This is a genomic window from Pseudomonas sp. VD-NE ins, from assembly GCF_031882575.1.
Lineage (GTDB): Bacteria > Pseudomonadota > Gammaproteobacteria > Pseudomonadales > Pseudomonadaceae > Aquipseudomonas > Aquipseudomonas fluorescens_BZ.
The window spans coordinates 2,451,496-2,467,473 of record NZ_CP134772.1; the positions used below are offsets into that span (position 1 = coordinate 2,451,496).

A 15,978-nucleotide genomic window follows, 5' to 3' on the forward strand; every position below is an offset into this window, starting at 1 on the left:
TCGCGTTCGCTTAGAGGTTTTTGTAAAGCCATTTGGGCATGTAGTACTTACGCCGGTTGAACACGCTACCGACCACTTTGGCTCCGGCCTGGGTCAGGCGTTGCACGGCGGCCTGGGCGGCTTCCCAGCGGGTGTCTTCGGCGCGCACGACAAACACCACGCCATCGACCTGAGTGCTGATCACCAGCGTGTCGGCGGCGGAATACACCGCGTCGCCGTCGATCACCACGAAGCGGTACTGACTGCCCAATTGATCGAGCAACGGGCTCAGACGCTCGGCGGTCAGGTGTTCCATGGTGCGGATCGGCCGGCCGTTGGGCAGCACGTGGAACGGCAGGCTCGACACCTGCACCACGCAGTCCTGCAACAGCGGCGGGCTGTCCGGGTTGAACAGCAAGTCGCGCAGGCCGCGCTCCTTGCTCAGGTTCAGCTGCTGCGTAAGGTTGTTCGCCGACTGGCTGGCGTCGACCAGCAGCACCTGGCCGCTGCTCATTTGTGCCAGTTGGCTGGCCAGCGCCAGGGCGCTGGTGGTAATGCCGGCGCCGGGGTTGGCGGCGGTCAGGAACAGGATCCGCAGATCGAGATCCAGCACGGTCGAGGTCAGGTTCGATTCGCTGGGATTGGCGATGCTCAGGCTTTTGTTGGTTGAACCGTCCATTAGCTTGCTCCGTGGCCGCTGAATACTTTGAAGGGGGTTTTCAACAGAATCTTCAGATCAAGCAAAAGGCTCTGCTCGGCGATATAGCTGAGGTCCAACTCAACGCGCTGGTCGAAGTCGATATTGCTGCGTCCGGAGATCTGCCACAGGCCGGTCATGCCGGGGTAGATCGCCAGACGGGCAAGGTGGTTATCCTTGTAGCGGTAGGCGTTGAACGAGGTCGGACGCGGGCCGACCAAGCGCATGTCGCCGGTCACTACATTGATCAGGTTGGGCAATTCATCGAGGCTGGTGCGCCGCAGAAAACCGCCGATGCGGGTGATGCGTGGGTCCTGGTCAATCTTGAAGTCGATGGCGTCGGCACCGTGCTTGTTGAGGTGACGCAGCGACTCTTTCAATTCTTCGGCGTTGGCGACCATGGTGCGAAACTTGTACATGCCGAACTTGCGGCCACGGTAGCCGGTGCGTTTTTGCACGAACATCACCGGGCCCTTGCTGGAGTATTTGATGGCCAGTGCCAGGCCCAGCAACAGGGGTGAAATCAGTACCAGAATCATCAGCGCACCGAGGCAGGCGACCACGCGATTGGTGCGGGACAGTTGCCATGGGCGACCGCCATCGCGACCGGTGAACCAGCCGCGACCTTGACGATGAATCGCTGCATCGAGGCGCATGCGCTGTTCAGGATCCATGCGCTTGTCACGCTGCAGTTGTTGGATCGGTACACCTTTTTCATGTCCAGTCATGGAGTCCTCCACATGAATTCAGCCGCGAGCGGCGCGTGGGCGATAGGCAGTGGGGTAATAGTCGCGAAACCATGCGATGAAGCGACCAAGTCCTTCGTCCAGCTCTATGCGTGGCTGGAATCCGGTGGCCTGGACCAGATCGTCGGTCTCGGCACAAGTGTTGAGCACGTCGCCCGGTTGCAGCGGCAACAGCTCGACAATGGCTTTCTGGCCGAGGTGTTTTTCCATCAGGGCCAGATAGGTTTTCAGTTCCACCGGGTGCTGGCCGCCAATGTTGAACAGGCGCCACGGCGCCATGCTGGTGCTGGCGTCGGGGTGTTCGCGGTCCCACTCCGGTTGCGCATGCGGCGGTTGACCGGCAAGGCGGGCGATGCTTTCGACGATGTCGTCGACGTAGGTGAAATCGCGTTGATGCTCGCCGAAATTGAACAGTTTCAACGGTGTGCCGTCGCTGATCGCCCGGGCGAACTGAATCGGCGACATGTCCGGCCGACCCCACGGGCCGTACACGGTGAAAAAACGCAAACCGGTGCTGGGAATGCCGAACAGGTGGCTGTAACTGTGCGCCATCAGTTCATTGGCCTTTTTCGTCGCGGCGTACAACGACAGCGGGTGATTGACGCCGTCCTTCACTGAGTAAGGCGTGTGCTGATTGGCGCCGTACACCGAGCTCGACGAGGCGTAAATCAGGTGTTCGACCGGGTGATGCCGGCAATTTTCCAGAATGTTGAGGAAGCCGCTGAGGTTGCTGTCCAGATACGCCCGTGGATTTTCCAGCGAGTAACGCACCCCGGCCTGCGCGGCGAGATGGATCACCACTTGCGGACGTTCGCGGACGAACAGCGCTTCGATGGCCGGGGCATCGGCCAGGTCAACCGTCGCGAGCTGGAAATCGCCGACCTGCTCGCGCACCCACTGCACACGGTCGTGCTTGAGTTGCGGGTCGTAGTAGGCGTTGAAATTGTCCAGACCTACCACTGAGTGTCCGTCGCGCATCAATCGCAACACGCAATGCGCACCAATGAAACCGGCCGCACCGGTGACCAGCACCTTCACGGCCGCAGTCCTTCAGGGGCAATGTGACGCAGACCGATGCCGCTGTAATGCAGGCCGGCGGCCGCCACTTGTTCCGGGTTGTAGAGGTTGCGGCCGTCGATGATCACCTTTGAGCGCAGTTTTTCGGCAAGCAGTTCGAAATCGACCACGCGGAAGTTTTTCCACTCGGTGCAGATCACCAAGGCGTCGGCATCTTCCAGGGTGTCGTCACGGGTGGCGCACAGGTGCAAGTCGTTACGGTAACCGTAAATGCGCCGGCACTCGGACATCGCCTCCGGGTCGTAGGCCTGCACGCTGGCGCCTTCAGCCCACAGGGCATCCATCAAATAACGGCTGGGGGCTTCGCGCATGTCGTCGGTGTTCGGTTTGAACGCCAGGCCCCAGACCGCAATGGATTTGCCGGCGAGCCCTTGCGGGAACTGTGCTTTGAGTTTGCTGAACAGGATGTGCCGCTGCAGGTCGTTGACGTCGGTGACGCTGCGCAGCAGTTTCAGCGGCATGCCGTTGTGTTCGGCGGTGTGCAGCAGGGCGCGCAGGTCTTTGGGAAAGCACGAGCCACCGAAGCCGCAGCCCGGATAGATGAAGTGGTAGCCGATGCGCGGATCAGAACCGATGCCTTTACGCACCGCTTCGATGTCGGCACCGAGCAGTTCGGTGAGGTTGGCCAATTCGTTCATGAAGCTGATGCGGGTGGCGAGCATCGCGTTGGCCGCGTACTTGGTCAGCTCGGCGCTGCGGTTGTCCATGAACATCAGTTTTTCGTGGTTGCGGCAGAAGGGTGCGTACAGCTCGCTCATCTGCTCGCGGGCTTCGTCATCGTGGGTGCCGACAATGATCCGGTCGGGGCGCATGCAGTCGGCGAGGGCGCTGCCTTCCTTGAGGAATTCAGGGTTGGAGACCACGCGCACGGTCAGACCGGTTTTGTCGCGGCGTTGCAGTTCGCTGTTGGCGGTGGCGAGCACTTGATCGGCCGTGCCGACTGGCACCGTGGATTTGATGATCAGTGTGCGATTGGCTTCCATGTGCGAGGCGATTTGGCGGGCAACGCTGAGTACGTGGCTGAGGTCGGCGGAGCCATCCTCATCGGCCGGGGTGCCGACGGCGATGAAGATCAACTCGGCGTGTTCGACGGCATCACTGGCCTGGGTGCTGAACAGCAGACGGCCGGCCTTGATGTTTTCCTCAAGCGTGCTGGACAAACCTGGCTCGCTGATGGGCGGCACCGCTTGTTGCAGTTGTTTAATCTTGTTTGGATCAATATCCACGCATAAAACGCGATGACCGACATCTGCTAGTGCGGCGGCTTGTATTAATCCAACATAACCCGTGCCAAATACGCTCACGTCCATCTGCGCACCCTCGATAGAGCGAAAAGAAGAAGTTCGGAAGAAGACTGTAAAAGGGGTATAGCGCAGGGTTTGAAAAGCGTGTCAGCAAAATGACATGTTGCATCTGTATAACACTTAAGCATTTTTTGGCGATTGGCCATCAAGTCATTGCTGCGATTGAATTTGTTGCTTGCTTGCAGATTTGTTCAGATTCAAATTAAGCGATAAACGGTCGTAAGCCTTTAATTTAAAGGCTTCTGGCGTTCGTTGTGTGTCAGATTTGAGTCATCGGTTTTTTGACGCTTTTCACAAAAGGCAGTCAATTCTTGCGCTTTGAGGGCCGGGTGCTAGTGTCAGGTTCTGAATGACAAACCTTTGACTCCTGGCCGTTTGGCAAGACCGGTATCGCCATGTTCAGATATGCGAAAGAATGGCTTTTAATTATTTATTTGTTGCTTTATGCCGAATATTACATTGACCGGTTAAATGCTATCGGCCTCGGTTTTCCTGTACTTCTTTTTGGCGCGATGTTTTTGGCGCTGACTTTAGCATTATATCTAACGGCGTATATAAGGCAGACTCTCATTCGCCACGTTTTCGCATTGGCGATGTTTGCTTCGGCGGTGTTTTTCGATGTCTATACCCGCGTCACGGCGGATTACCTGAGCTACAGCAGTTTCGTCTCATTGGTCTACTCCGGCGGTTTCATTCAGGAAGCCGCGTATCAGTATCGCGATGCGATCCTGCACGGCGCCCTCAACGGTTTGCTGTTGCTGTTCGGCATCGGCCTGAAACCTCGCCACGGGTTGTCGATTCCCAACGCGTTGCGTGTGGCGGCGCCGCTGTGTGGCGTGCTGCTGCTCAGTGCGGTGCTGTTCTTGCGTGCGGGCGAGGGCGCGCGGGGTTTGCCGATCATGTACACGCCACTGGCCTATCTGAACCTGTTTGCCTATGAAGCGCTGCACAACACCGTCGGCCCGCGCGAACCGGTGACTCTGGCGCGCACCTCGCAAGCGGTCGGCCATGACATCGTGCTGATCATCGACGAAAGCATCTCCGGCAATTACCTGGACATCAACGCGCCGTTCGGTGTGCACAGCAACCTCAAACAGGCGCGTCCCGGCGTCGACATCTTCAATTACGGCTACGCGGCGTCCATCGCCAATTGCAGCGCCGACACCAACGTGACCCTGCGCTACGGCGGCACCCGCGCCGACTACATGCGCATCAACAGCACGTTGCCCTCGATCTGGCAGTACGCCAAGAAGGCCGGACTGCGCACTGTCTACATCGATGCCCAGCGCACCGCCGGCAATCTGCAGAACCTGATGACCGACACCGAGAAGAAGGACATCGACCAGTTCGTGCAATTCGACCAGACCAGCGTGCGCGATCGCGACATGGCAGCAGCGGCGAAGCTCATCGAATTGCTCAACGATGACAAACCGGAGCTGGTGGTGATCAACAAGGTTGGCGCGCACTTCCCGGTGCATGACAAATACCCGGATGCGTTCATGGCCTACCGCCCGACACTACCGCGCGGACAGTTCACCGAAGTGGCCGATACCGGCGAGCGCAACGGTTTCAATGGGCAGCCGGATGACTGGGTGCTGTACCGCAATGCCTACAAGAACACCGTGTTGTGGAATGTCGGCGAATTCTTTGCGCGAGTGTTCGCCGAGGCCAATCTGAATAATGCGCTGCTGATCTATACGTCTGATCATGGCCAGGATTTGCACGAGCGCGGTAATCCGGGCCTGAACACCCATTGCGGTGGCGATCCGGTGGAAGAGGAGGGGCTGGTGCCGTTGGTGGTGATTCAGGGCAGCGATCTGAAAACGCTGGACTGGTCGGCGCAATTGGCGGCGAACAAGGATCGCTCCAGCCACTACAACATCTTCCCGACCCTGCTGCAGTTGATGGGCTATGACCTGGCGGGGATCGAGGCGGTTTATGGCAAGCCACTGAGTGTTGCGACGGCGGATGAATTTACCTTCAACTACCGCTTCAATGCGCGGCTGGGGGCCAAGCCTGAGTGGAAGCACATTGATCTGGGCAGCATTGTCACGCCGTCGCAGGCGCCGGCGAGTGTCGCGGCTGGTCAGTAGATTTTGGGTTGGCAGGACTGGCCCCATCGCTGGCAAGCCAGCTCCCACAGTGTTTTAGGGTGAATTCAATATTTGTGAACAACCTCATTCTCTGTGGGAGCTGGCATGCCAGCGATGAGGCCATTGAGTTCACCGCAAGATTCAGCTCTGTCACCGGCATCCGCTATCCTTGCCCCACACTGACCGATCAGGTGGCGGCATGCTTCGTGTTGAAAACGTCTTCAAGAGCTATCTCACCCCGCAAGGCCCATTGCCGGTGCTGCAAGGCATCGACCTGACGCTGGCATCCGGCAGCAGCCTGGCGTTGATGGGCGAATCCGGCAGTGGCAAAAGCACCTTGCTGCACCTGGTGGCCGGCCTCGACAAAGTCGACAGCGGCAGCATTCGCAGCGGCGAACATCGGCTGGAGGCGATGAACGAAGCGCAATTGGCGAATTGGCGGCGCACAGAAATTGGTCTGGTGTTCCAGCAGTTCAACCTGATCGGCAGTTTGCGTGTCGAGGACAATCTGGCGTTTCAGGCGCGTCTGGCCGGACGTCATGAGCCGCGGTGGCAGGCGCATCTGGTGCAGCGTCTGGGGCTGGGCGATTTGCTCAAGCGTTATCCCGAGCAGCTTTCTGGTGGCCAGCAGCAGCGCGTTGCGTTGGGCCGGGCGTTGGCGTCGCAGCCGAAATTGCTGTTGGCCGATGAGCCCACCGGTAGCCTCGATGAGGCGACCAGTGATGAAGTGTTGCGGCTGTTGCTCGAATTGCTTGACGACACACCGATCACTTTGTTGATGGTCACCCACAGCCAACGGGTTGCGGCCCGTTTAGCTCAGCGAGTGATGTTGTCCAACGGGCGGCTGACGTGAACGTTTTCCGTCAGACCCTACGTGCGCTGCTCAGCCATTGGCGGCGCCATCCGGTGCAGTTTTTCAGTGTGCTGACCGGGTTGTGGCTGGCGACCAGTTTGCTTACCGGCGTCGAAGCGCTGAACAGTCAGGCGCGCGACAGTTACGCGCGGGCGAGCCAGTTGATCGGTGGCGAACCGCAGGCCAGTCTCAGTACGCCGAACGGGGCGACGTTCGCGCAGCAATGGTTCGTTGATCTGCGCCGACAGGGCTGGCCGGTGTCGCCGCTGTTGCAGGGTCGGTTACTGCTCAAGGGTTTTGAAAATCAGCGGTTGCAACTCTTGGGCATTGAACCGGTGTCGCTCCCCGCCGATTCGGCGGTGGCCGGGCAGGCGTTGCCGATTGAGCGTGTGGTCGAGTTTTTCACGCCGCCGGGCAGCACTTGGATTTCACCGGAAACCTTGCAGGCGCTGGATCTGCGTGAAGGCGACACACCGCAAACAGTTAGTGGACTGCGATTGCCACCGCTGCTCGCGCAAAAGGACATGGCGCCCGGCGTATTGCTGGTGGACATCGGCGTCGCGCAAACCCTGCTGGAACAACCCGGACAATTGTCGCGGCTATTGCTGCCCAAGGATTTCCACGCCGAGTTGCCTGCCGTGTTCAAGGGGCAATTGCAGCTCAAAAGCAGCGGCGAGGAAAACAATCTGGCGCGGTTGACCGAGAGTTTTCACCTCAATCTCGATGCGTTGGGATTTCTCTCGTTCGTGGTCGGCTTGTTCATCGTCCACGCCGCGATTGGCCTGGCTCTTGAGCAACGGCGCGGTCTGCTGCGTACGCTGCGCGCGTGCGGGGTCAGCGCGCGGATGTTGATCTTTTGCCTGATCGTTGAACTGGGTGTGCTGGCGCTGATCGGCGGGCTATTCGGCGTGATCAGCGGTTATTGGCTGGCGAGTGTCTTGCTGCCGGATGTCGCCGCCAGTCTGCGCGGTTTGTATGGCGCGGAAGTGGCGGGACAGTTGCGCCTCAGTCCTTGGTGGTGGTTCAGCGGCATCGGTTTGAGCCTGCTCGGCGCCTTGCTCGCCGGGTCCAACAGTCTGCTGCGCGCCGCCCGTTTGCCGTTGTTGGCCGTGGCGGATCCGCAAGCCTGGCATCAGCAATATGCGCGCTGGTTGCGTCGCCAAGCTTGGCTGGCAGCGCTGTTGGTCTTGATTGCCTTGGTGGCATTGATCGGCGGCGACAGTCTGGCCAGCGGTTTTGTCTTGATGGCCGGGTTGCTGATCGGTGCCGCATTGGCGCTGCCGGTGTTGCTCAGCGCGCTGTTGAATCAGTTGCTCGGGCGCAGTCGCTCGGTACTCGGCCAGTGGTTTCTCGCCGATTGCCGCCAGCAACTGCCGGCACTCAGTCTGGCGTTGATGGCGTTGCTCCTGGCGCTCGCCGCCAACATCGGCGCTGGCAGCATGACCGCCGGTTTTCGCCAGACCTTCGATGACTGGCTAGAACAACGCCTGAGCGCGGAACTGTATATCAACCCGAGCAATCCGGCACAGTCGCGGGAAATGTACAGCTGGCTCAAACAGCAGCCGAACATCGCGGCGATTCTGCCCAACTGGCAGGTCGCGGTGACTTTGCAGGGCTGGCCGGCCGAGGTGTTCGGCATCATCGATCACGCGCACTATCGCCAGCACTGGCCGTTGCTCGATTCTATTGGCGGCGATCCGTGGGCGCATCTGGCGACGGATGATGCGGTGATGCTCAGTGAGCAACTCGCCCGGCGTCTGAAACTGCAAGCGGGCGAACACGTGGCGATTCCGACGCCAAACGGCACTTGGTCGCCGCGCATCGTGGGCATCTACGCCGACTACGGCAATCCAAAGGGCCACTTGCTGGTCAACATCCATCATCTGCTGCGCGGCTGGCCGCAACTGACGCCGAACCGTTTCAATCTGCGCATCGAGCCGCAGAATATCCCGGGACTTTTAGCTGCTTTGCAGGCGCGCTTTCAACTCGATGACAGTCGCATCGTCGATCAGGCGCGGCTCAAGGGCTGGTCGGTGCAGGTTTTCGAACGGACCTTTGCGGCGACGGCGGCGTTAAACAGCCTGACGCTGGCGGTGGCGGGTGTGGCGCTGTTCATCAGCCTGCTGACGCAAAGCCAAAGTCGCCTCGGTCAACTCGCACCGCTGTGGGCGCTGGGCGTAACGCGGCGGCAATTGATGCTGCTAAATCTCGGGCAGACCTGGCTGCTGGCGGTACTGACGCTGGTGTTGGCATTGCCACTGGGGATCGCGTTGGCGTGGTGTCTGGACGCGGTGATCAATGTGCAGGCGTTTGGCTGGCGGCTGCCGTTGCGGGTGTTCCCGTGGCAATTGCTGCAGTTGATGGGGTTGGCGTTGTTGGCGACGTTACTGGCTTCGGCATGGCCGCTGTATTCGCTGTACCGCACGCAACCGGCGGACCTGCTGAGGACGTTTGCCCATGAGGATTAATCTGGTTGTGCTCATGGTTTTGTTGCTGCTCGGTGGTTGCGACCAATCGGCGTCGGAGCAGAAGGGCTTCGCCGGGATGGGCAATCAGGCGTTGGCGTTTACGCCGGTGGTGCCGGGACGGGTGTTCAGTTTTCCGGCCGATCATGGCGCGCATGAGGGTTTTCGCATCGAGTGGTGGTACATCACCGCCAATCTCAAGGATCAGCAGGGCAATGAGTTCGGCGTGCAGTGGACTTTGTTTCGCAGCGCTTTGAAACCTGTGGCGGAGACGGCAGGGTGGGGCAATCAAACGATCTGGCTGGGGCATGCGGCGGTGACATCCAGTACGGTTCATCACGCTGCCGAGCGTTATGCCCGAGGCGGAGTGGGGCAGGCCGGTGTGCGGCTGGCGCCGTTCGAGGCGTGGATCGATGATTGGCGGTTTGCCAGTGAGGCGCAGGATCCGTTGAGCGACCTGCAACTCAGCGCTCGCGACAAGGACTTCGCCTATCAACTGCACCTCACTTCCAGTCGTCCGTTGGTGTTGCAGGGCGACAAGGGCTTCAGTCAGAAATCCGAAGAAGGTCAGGCTTCGTATTACTACAGCCAGCCGTTTTTTCAGGCCAACGGCACGTTGCAGATCGACGGCCAGCGCTACACCGTCAGCGGCCCCGCGTGGCTTGATCGCGAATGGAGCAGCCAGCCGCTGACCGCTAATCAAACCGGTTGGGATTGGTTTTCCCTGCATCTGGACGGTGGTGAACACGTGATGCTCTACCGCATGCGCCAGAAGGACGGCGCGCCTTATCTCACCGGTACCTGGATCGCTGCCGATGGCCAGACGCAAACACTGCGTCCTTCGCAGATCCAGCTCACCCCGCAAGACACCGCCAAAGTCGCCGGTCGGGCGATGCCGGTGAAATGGTCAATCAGCATTCCCGACAAACACCTCGACATTACCCTCGATGCGCTCAATCCCAACGCCTGGATGAATCTGCGCATTCCTTACTGGGAAGGCCCGGTGCACATCAGCGGCAGCCATCCCGGCCAAGGCTATCTGGAAATGACCGGGTACTGAAAGGTACCCACAAATCCCCGTAGGAGCTGCCGAAGGCTGCGATCTTTTGATCTTGTTTTTTAAAAGCAAAATCAAAAGATCGCAGCCTTCGGCAGCTCCTACAATGGATCGGTTTTGAACTTGGCTTGGTGTGTTGTCCTCTACAGAAAAATCTGCCGAGGATTAGCCATGAGCGACGACCTGCAACCCCCAGACCTGAATTCCTGGCAACGCCTGTTCGACGACGAAACCTACTGGCAGCAATCCCCCGACGCGCATTACTTCGACTTGCAACGCATCGCCGACGACCTGCTCGGCCAGGGCGCCATTGACCTGGAGCAATGGCAGATCCTGCGCGCCAAAGCCGACGACCTGCACAAGGATTCACCCGCCATCAACGTCACCCGTGAACTCGACGACCCCGAAGCCTGAGGACAGCCCCATGAAACCCATCACCCAAGGCGAACACCCCGACGAACCCCGGCCACCGGGCGAAACCGAACGCGACAACGACGCCCTGCGGCCCACCGATCCCAAACAACGTCAAAATAGCGGGAAGGGCACGCCCAGTGGCGAATCAACCGCGCAGGACACCGCCAAACAACAAACACCAGCCAAGCCCTGAACAGCGTCTATGCTCAGTGGCACGCTCGGCGTCAAAGCCGCTTCAACGCCGGGCGCTGCCATTCATCACAGGGAAAGTATTGATTATGAAGCTCGACGCACTGGCCAAGGCCATCACCCTCGCAACCGTACTGTCCGCCACCAGCTTCGGCGCCTTCGCTGCCGATATTCCGCTGTCCGCTTCCATCGAGGCGGATAAGGTCACTACCAAAGTGATCTCCGTCGATGCCGCCAAACATCAAGTTGTGCTGGAAGGTGCCGAAGGCAAGCCGGTTCACGTTCAGCTCAGCGACAAGGCGAAAAACCTCGACAATCTGAAGGCCGGCGATCAGGTCACCATCCAGGTTCAGCGTTCTGTCGCCGCTTACCTCGACACCGATGTGGATAAAGGTCTGCCTGGTACCACCGAACGTACCGGTGAGTTGCGTAAGGCCCCGGGCAGCGATAACCCCGGTGGCGAAGCGTACCGTCAGGTTCAGGTACAACTGAAAATCACCAAAATTGATTTGAAGACAAATCAGGTGACCCTGCAAAACCCGGCGGGCGTATCGAAAGTTCTCGACGTGAAAAAGCCCGAAATTCAAGCCAAACTGAAAAATCTGAAGGAAGGGCAGAGCGTTATTGTTACTTACACCGATATCTTGAAAGTGACCAGTCAACACGAAAGTTGAGCTTTAACTCTACAGGGTGGCTGCTCTTGTACAGTTTTTGTATGAGAGTAGTCATACTATTAGTTCGGATTGACCTCATTGAAAGTTTCATGAAAGGAATCGTCGATAAATATCTATTAACGTTTTCGTACATAAATTTCATATTCAAGAATGAGGACATAAGCGCCAACTTCTATTAAAATCCCTCCCGTTCGCCCAGTGTCAGGGCTCTTTACCGGTGCATGGATTGCCAGGCCATTACACTGGGCGAACACCTCTTCGGAGTAGATGTATACAATTTCTGCAAACAAAAAGGGCGACTTTATAGTCGCCCTTTTTGTTTGCAGTGAATTAGACCGAGGTGTGCGCTTCAGCTGTGTCTAGCTGCCCCTTGAAAGCGCTTCAGCGTCGCCTGATACATTTTCGTCCTGCGGTGATTTGCCCCGTAGGTGCCTGCCGCCGCGACGGTTCCTGACTGAATGTGATCCAGATAGCTGAAAATCTTGCGCGGCGACAGAAACTTGATGCCATAGCCCAAGCTAGTCATTCGATCTTGCAGCGCATATCCGGGCACCTGCTCATCCATGCAAAAGTGCAAGCCCTGGGACTTCATCAAACGTGCATTCCACAATGTGCAGAAACTTTTCAGATGAGTTTCTTTGTACGGTCTTGGCATTTTCGAGCGCAGGCCAAGACGTACTTTTGCTTTGCGAACATAGTGCTTGCAGAAACGCGAAGTTAAACGCCAGGTGTCACGCACAATCCCGCGATTGAGTTGTTCGACACAACCGACTGCAGCCATATCCGGAGTTTTCGTGCACTCGCGCATCATCATGGCAAACACTTCCTTGTCGTAGACAAAGGTGTCGGTGTGCAACAGAAACAGATAATCGGTGTCGACTTTTTCCAGCGCCAGATCCAGTGCCTTGCCATGCGCAATATGGCCGACTTCCCTGCCCGGCGAAGGCCGTTCGATCAAGTTGATCCAGTCGAGCGTGCGCAAGTAATCGAGACTGGCATCCGCCGAATCGTTATCCACCACCCACACCGGAATGCGTTGCTCCTGGACGTGCTCACGCAAAAGTTCGAGGCACATTCGGGTGATGTCCGGGGTTTTGTAATTTACCAAGACGAGGCTGAAATTCGACGATGGCTGGGTTGGTAAATCAAACGCTTTCATGTCGGAAGTACTCATCTGCGATTCAAGGGCGACAGGGTTTCGTGGCTGCGATCGTAGCGAGGCAACCTTAGTCGAACCTTAATTTGTGGATGTGACGGTAGATGTATGCCGAAGAGAGGCTGTTGGTCTAATGAAATGCATGGGGTACTGCCGGTCATTACCGGATAAAATGCGCGCCCCCCTCACGGCTCAAGGAAGAAACGGCGCGCGCCGTTGTGTCACGGATGAAACCACTCTCCCTCTACCACCCAGCCCTCTACTGGCTGCGCGTGTGGCAAAAAAGACTGTTCCGCCAAATTGCCTGGCACTGTTCCAGCAAACGCTACGCACGCCCCGTTGCCACGGCCGAGCGACTGCCATTTCGCTACCTCAAACACACCTCGAAACTCATCCGCAAACTCGGCGACTCCGACCTCGCCCTGCAACACAACAAAGTCATCAACCTGAAACTCGCCGTCGCTGCCATCGACAGCGTCATCATCGGCCCCGGCGAACACTTCTCCTTCTGCCGCCTCGTCGGCCGCCCGACTTTGAAGCGCGGCTACGTTGAAGGCATGGAACTGTCATTCGGCGAGGCACGACGCGGTGTAGGCGGTGGCATCTGCCAACTGAGCAACCTGATTCACTGGATGGCGATTCATTCTCCGCTGGTGGTGGTCGAGCGCTCCAACCACAGCTTCGACCCGTTTCCCGATGAAGGGCGGGTGCTGCCGTTTGGATCCGGGGCGGCGATTTTCTACAACTACGTTGATCTGGTGCTGCATAACCCGACGGATCGGAGCTTTCAGCTGAAGTTGAACGTCGGCGAGACACAACTCGAAGGGGAGTTGTTGTGTGATCGGGTGAGGGAATATCGCTATCACGTGTTTCAAGAGGCGCATCGGTTTGTGCGGGAGGGCGCGCGGGTGTATCGGGAGAATGAGATTTGGCGGGAGGTGAGGGAGAAGGGGCAGGTTGGGGAATTGGTGGAACGGGTGAGGTTGTATCGGAATCGGGTGGTGGTTAAGTATGACGTGGCAGATGAGTTGATCGGGTAGGGCGCGTGAAAGCACTTCGCTGACGATGGCGCCCTTTGATCAGTTTCTGAAATACAACTCATCCAGTTGGCGTCTGCGTATCGAGAGGTACTCCTCCCATACCTTGGGAAAGTCCTCATCTTTGGTTAGAGGGAAAGTCAGATAAATGTACTTTCCAACAACGCTGATGTATTGCCTCGCGCGTTTGAAGGCCGGCTGCTCGTAAGCTGCGACGCTTTCATCGTAGGCGTCATGGTAGTGATAGATGCTTACCCGATGGGGAGCGATCATGCATCGCGAAAAATCGATCACCCAGCAGCTATCAACGGCTGTACTCAAATAACCGTAAACACCATCAGTAGATAGACGCAGGCATGAATTTGCCTGAGTGCCGTCGTCATCGCTGACCAGAATGATCTGGTCCGCGAAGTAATGAATATTCCTGCCGTCCGGCCCTTGCAAAGACAGGCTCCAACCTTCGGCTCCCATACGGAATTCACCGTTGTTATCAAAGGTTGCTGTCCATCCATTGGCTAGAGTGATCTGATGTTTAATCATGAGGACTGGTCAAGTAGCGAACGTGGGGTGATGTGAGGTAGTCGCATTAAATACTGCTCAAAGGTGTTCGAGGTCAATTAGACAGCCCTTGAGTTTTAATCGCTTGATCTCATCATTGAATTTGTATTTTGGCAAGAGTTCGTTTTTTATGTCGTACTGCTGTCTAAGAAGGCGGAATAATTTTCCTATGGTTTTTTTGCTGTTTTCGTCAAGGCTCTCAACCAAGTCGTAATTATTGTCTGACAGAAATGCGATTTTGCTTTTAAGTGTGTAGTAAGCGCTTATGTTTGAAAGCAATCCTTCCGCATCTGAATAATCTTCTTTTAAGTGTTCTACATAATTTTGAAATATAGTTGTCAGCAGGTGTTGTGCTGCTTTTTTGTGTTTTAAAACTCCGCACATTTCCTGCCAGTTGCTAATGAAAAGATGATCTCCCCAGTCAGAGCCGCGAGCAAAATATTTTCCATTGCCTTTGAAGAAATCAGATGTTTCATGAAGTTCTAAAGCTGTTTCAAAGGTTGTTTTCATTGAGGCTTTTTCCAAAGTCATCAAAATTTTCAATGGCGCTCCGGGGGAACGGGAGTGGATTTATTTTCAGTTTGTAGAAAATAAATCTTTCACATTTTTTTGTCCTATTTTTTTGCGCTTTTATTTTTTCTTCTATTTGTATTTCATGCTTCGATCATGAATGATTCAATCTGCTTGATGAATTCAATCTTGCTTTTAGTTCTGAATTCGCCGAGAAAAACTTCGGAGTTTTTCACCGGTTTTCCTTTGTGATCATATTCGATTTTTAGGAAATCAATTACAAACTCTCCGTCGGGGTCTCCCTCTGGCTCTACTCTAGAATCGAAGCAGTGCCCAGTACTACGCCTTACGCCCCCTAACAGTACTGAACAGGTGAACCAGTCGTTAGTTTCTGGGGTTAACTCAACCTCAAAAAAGTTGTTGATTGTTATTGTCCAGCCGCTTGGCACTCGAATTGGTTGAAGTTCGTGCTTTAGTTTGGGTCTCATTTTACATTGCCCATGTATTTTTTAACTTGTTCAGGTGAGGCTGGAAAGCTGTGTATGACAGATTCATTTCTACCCAGCAGGTTGACGAAGTTAAAGCGGTTTCCGTACTTGTAGAGGCTTTTTACTCGTCTTAAAAACTCAGGCTTTCAGTTTTTATTAGGAACCTTGGTTTTTTGATTTTTTTAATAGGTTTTTGAGTTCAGGGTAACAATCAATTTCTTCATCGGGTAGATTGTCTATTATTCTCTGGATTTTATTAGAGTATTTTTCCTCAATAACTGCTTCAGTCCAATCAAGTTCGGAAGCTGCGGCGACTGCTACCTTGGAGAACGTAGAGTCAAGAAGTTTTTTTAAAATCTCTATCGCTTCGGGCGATCGCAACTCTCCGAGAGCAGTAGCGCTTCTTTCTTGCCAGTATTCCTCTTTTGAAAGAATTGCTTCATTAAGTTGTTGCCAGTCCATGGCGTTAAATTTTCCTAAAACTCCATGAGCTACCTGTTCAGTAATGTACTCATTCCAATTTGAGTCTTCATTCGGTCCAAGCCAGTAGTTATATTCTTCGTAAATCTTGCTGTTCATGTTGTTCAGGGACGGATCACGTTAAATAGCGAGAAAGAGGGGAGTTCCCAGGCGGGAGATTATGGATGTAAAAAACTGTGATCTGCCCCGTTTAAAATAAGG

16 protein-coding genes are annotated in these 15,978 nt (G+C 56.0%); 8 read left to right on the forward strand and 8 right to left on the reverse strand.

Annotated elements, in window-relative coordinates:
* Positions 1-10: 10 nt before the first annotated feature.
* The 4 genes from RMV17_RS10745 to RMV17_RS10760 are packed head-to-tail and all read right to left on the reverse strand — an operon-like array spanning position 11 to position 3,809.
* Positions 11-658: a CpsD/CapB family tyrosine-protein kinase gene (locus RMV17_RS10745; RefSeq protein WP_311886479.1), complete on the reverse strand. Its 648-nt coding sequence runs from the start codon at positions 656-658 to the stop codon at positions 11-13.
* A complete protein-coding gene (locus RMV17_RS10750; RefSeq protein WP_034152564.1) occupies positions 658-1,404 on the reverse strand; it encodes a sugar transferase in 747 nt (248 codons plus the stop codon). The genes RMV17_RS10745 and RMV17_RS10750 overlap by 1 nt, the downstream gene beginning before the upstream one ends.
* Positions 1,405-1,422: 18 nt before the next feature.
* Complete coding sequence (locus RMV17_RS10755; protein ID WP_311886480.1) at positions 1,423-2,460, reverse strand: NAD-dependent epimerase; 1,038 nt, start codon at positions 2,458-2,460, stop codon at positions 1,423-1,425.
* A complete protein-coding gene (locus RMV17_RS10760) occupies positions 2,457-3,809 on the reverse strand; it encodes a UDP-glucose/GDP-mannose dehydrogenase family protein (RefSeq protein ID WP_108227208.1) in 1,353 nt (450 codons plus the stop codon). The genes RMV17_RS10755 and RMV17_RS10760 overlap by 4 nt, the downstream gene beginning before the upstream one ends.
* A gap of 389 nt (positions 3,810-4,198) precedes the next feature.
* Here RMV17_RS10760 and RMV17_RS10765 point away from each other — a divergent pair, with 389 nt between their 5' ends.
* From RMV17_RS10765 to RMV17_RS10795, 7 genes are all read left to right on the forward strand, one after another.
* Complete coding sequence (locus RMV17_RS10765) at positions 4,199-5,896, forward strand: sulfatase-like hydrolase/transferase (RefSeq protein ID WP_311886481.1); 1,698 nt, start codon at positions 4,199-4,201, stop codon at positions 5,894-5,896.
* Between the two features lie 199 nt (positions 5,897-6,095).
* Positions 6,096-6,749, forward strand: a complete 654-nt coding sequence (locus RMV17_RS10770) for an ABC transporter ATP-binding protein (protein ID WP_311886482.1) — start codon at positions 6,096-6,098, stop codon at positions 6,747-6,749.
* A complete protein-coding gene (locus tag RMV17_RS10775; RefSeq protein WP_311886483.1) occupies positions 6,746-9,217 on the forward strand; it encodes an FtsX-like permease family protein in 2,472 nt (823 codons plus the stop codon). Before RMV17_RS10770 ends, RMV17_RS10775 begins: the two co-directional genes overlap by 4 nt.
* Positions 9,207-10,274: a lipocalin-like domain-containing protein gene (locus RMV17_RS10780; protein ID WP_311886484.1), complete on the forward strand. Its 1,068-nt coding sequence runs from the start codon at positions 9,207-9,209 to the stop codon at positions 10,272-10,274. Before RMV17_RS10775 ends, RMV17_RS10780 begins: the two co-directional genes overlap by 11 nt.
* 168 nt (positions 10,275-10,442) lie before the next feature.
* Positions 10,443-10,685 (forward strand): hypothetical protein, encoded by a 243-nt coding sequence (locus RMV17_RS10785; protein WP_108227212.1) that lies wholly within the window; start codon positions 10,443-10,445, stop codon positions 10,683-10,685.
* A gap of 10 nt (positions 10,686-10,695) precedes the next feature.
* The gene (locus RMV17_RS10790; protein ID WP_077572118.1) at positions 10,696-10,878 is read left to right on the forward strand and encodes a hypothetical protein; all 183 of its coding nucleotides are present in this window, start codon (positions 10,696-10,698) and stop codon (positions 10,876-10,878) included.
* 85 nt (positions 10,879-10,963) lie between these two features.
* On the forward strand, positions 10,964-11,548 hold the full coding sequence (locus tag RMV17_RS10795) for a hypothetical protein (RefSeq protein ID WP_034152555.1): 585 nt from the start codon (positions 10,964-10,966) through the stop codon (positions 11,546-11,548).
* Between the two features lie 349 nt (positions 11,549-11,897).
* Here the strand turns inward: RMV17_RS10795 and RMV17_RS10800 are convergent, their stop codons facing one another.
* Complete coding sequence (locus tag RMV17_RS10800; RefSeq protein WP_311887028.1) at positions 11,898-12,707, reverse strand: glycosyltransferase; 810 nt, start codon at positions 12,705-12,707, stop codon at positions 11,898-11,900.
* A gap of 224 nt (positions 12,708-12,931) precedes the next feature.
* Here RMV17_RS10800 and RMV17_RS10805 point away from each other — a divergent pair, with 224 nt between their 5' ends.
* Positions 12,932-13,744 carry a VanW family protein gene (locus RMV17_RS10805; RefSeq protein WP_311887029.1) on the forward strand — a complete coding sequence of 271 codons (813 nt, stop codon included), beginning with the start codon at positions 12,932-12,934 and terminating at the stop codon, positions 13,742-13,744.
* A 39-nt stretch (positions 13,745-13,783) separates the two neighbouring features.
* Here RMV17_RS10805 and RMV17_RS10810 read toward each other — a convergent pair whose 3' ends face one another.
* From RMV17_RS10810 to RMV17_RS10820, 3 genes are all read right to left on the reverse strand, one after another.
* Positions 13,784-14,281 carry a hypothetical protein gene (locus tag RMV17_RS10810; protein WP_311886485.1) on the reverse strand — a complete coding sequence of 166 codons (498 nt, stop codon included), beginning with the start codon at positions 14,279-14,281 and terminating at the stop codon, positions 13,784-13,786.
* A gap of 57 nt (positions 14,282-14,338) precedes the next feature.
* Positions 14,339-14,842 carry a hypothetical protein gene (locus RMV17_RS10815; protein ID WP_311886486.1) on the reverse strand — a complete coding sequence of 168 codons (504 nt, stop codon included), beginning with the start codon at positions 14,840-14,842 and terminating at the stop codon, positions 14,339-14,341.
* 611 nt (positions 14,843-15,453) lie between these two features.
* Positions 15,454-15,876 (reverse strand): HEAT repeat domain-containing protein, encoded by a 423-nt coding sequence (locus RMV17_RS10820; protein WP_311886487.1) that lies wholly within the window; start codon positions 15,874-15,876, stop codon positions 15,454-15,456.
* Positions 15,877-15,978: the final 102 nt, after the last annotated feature.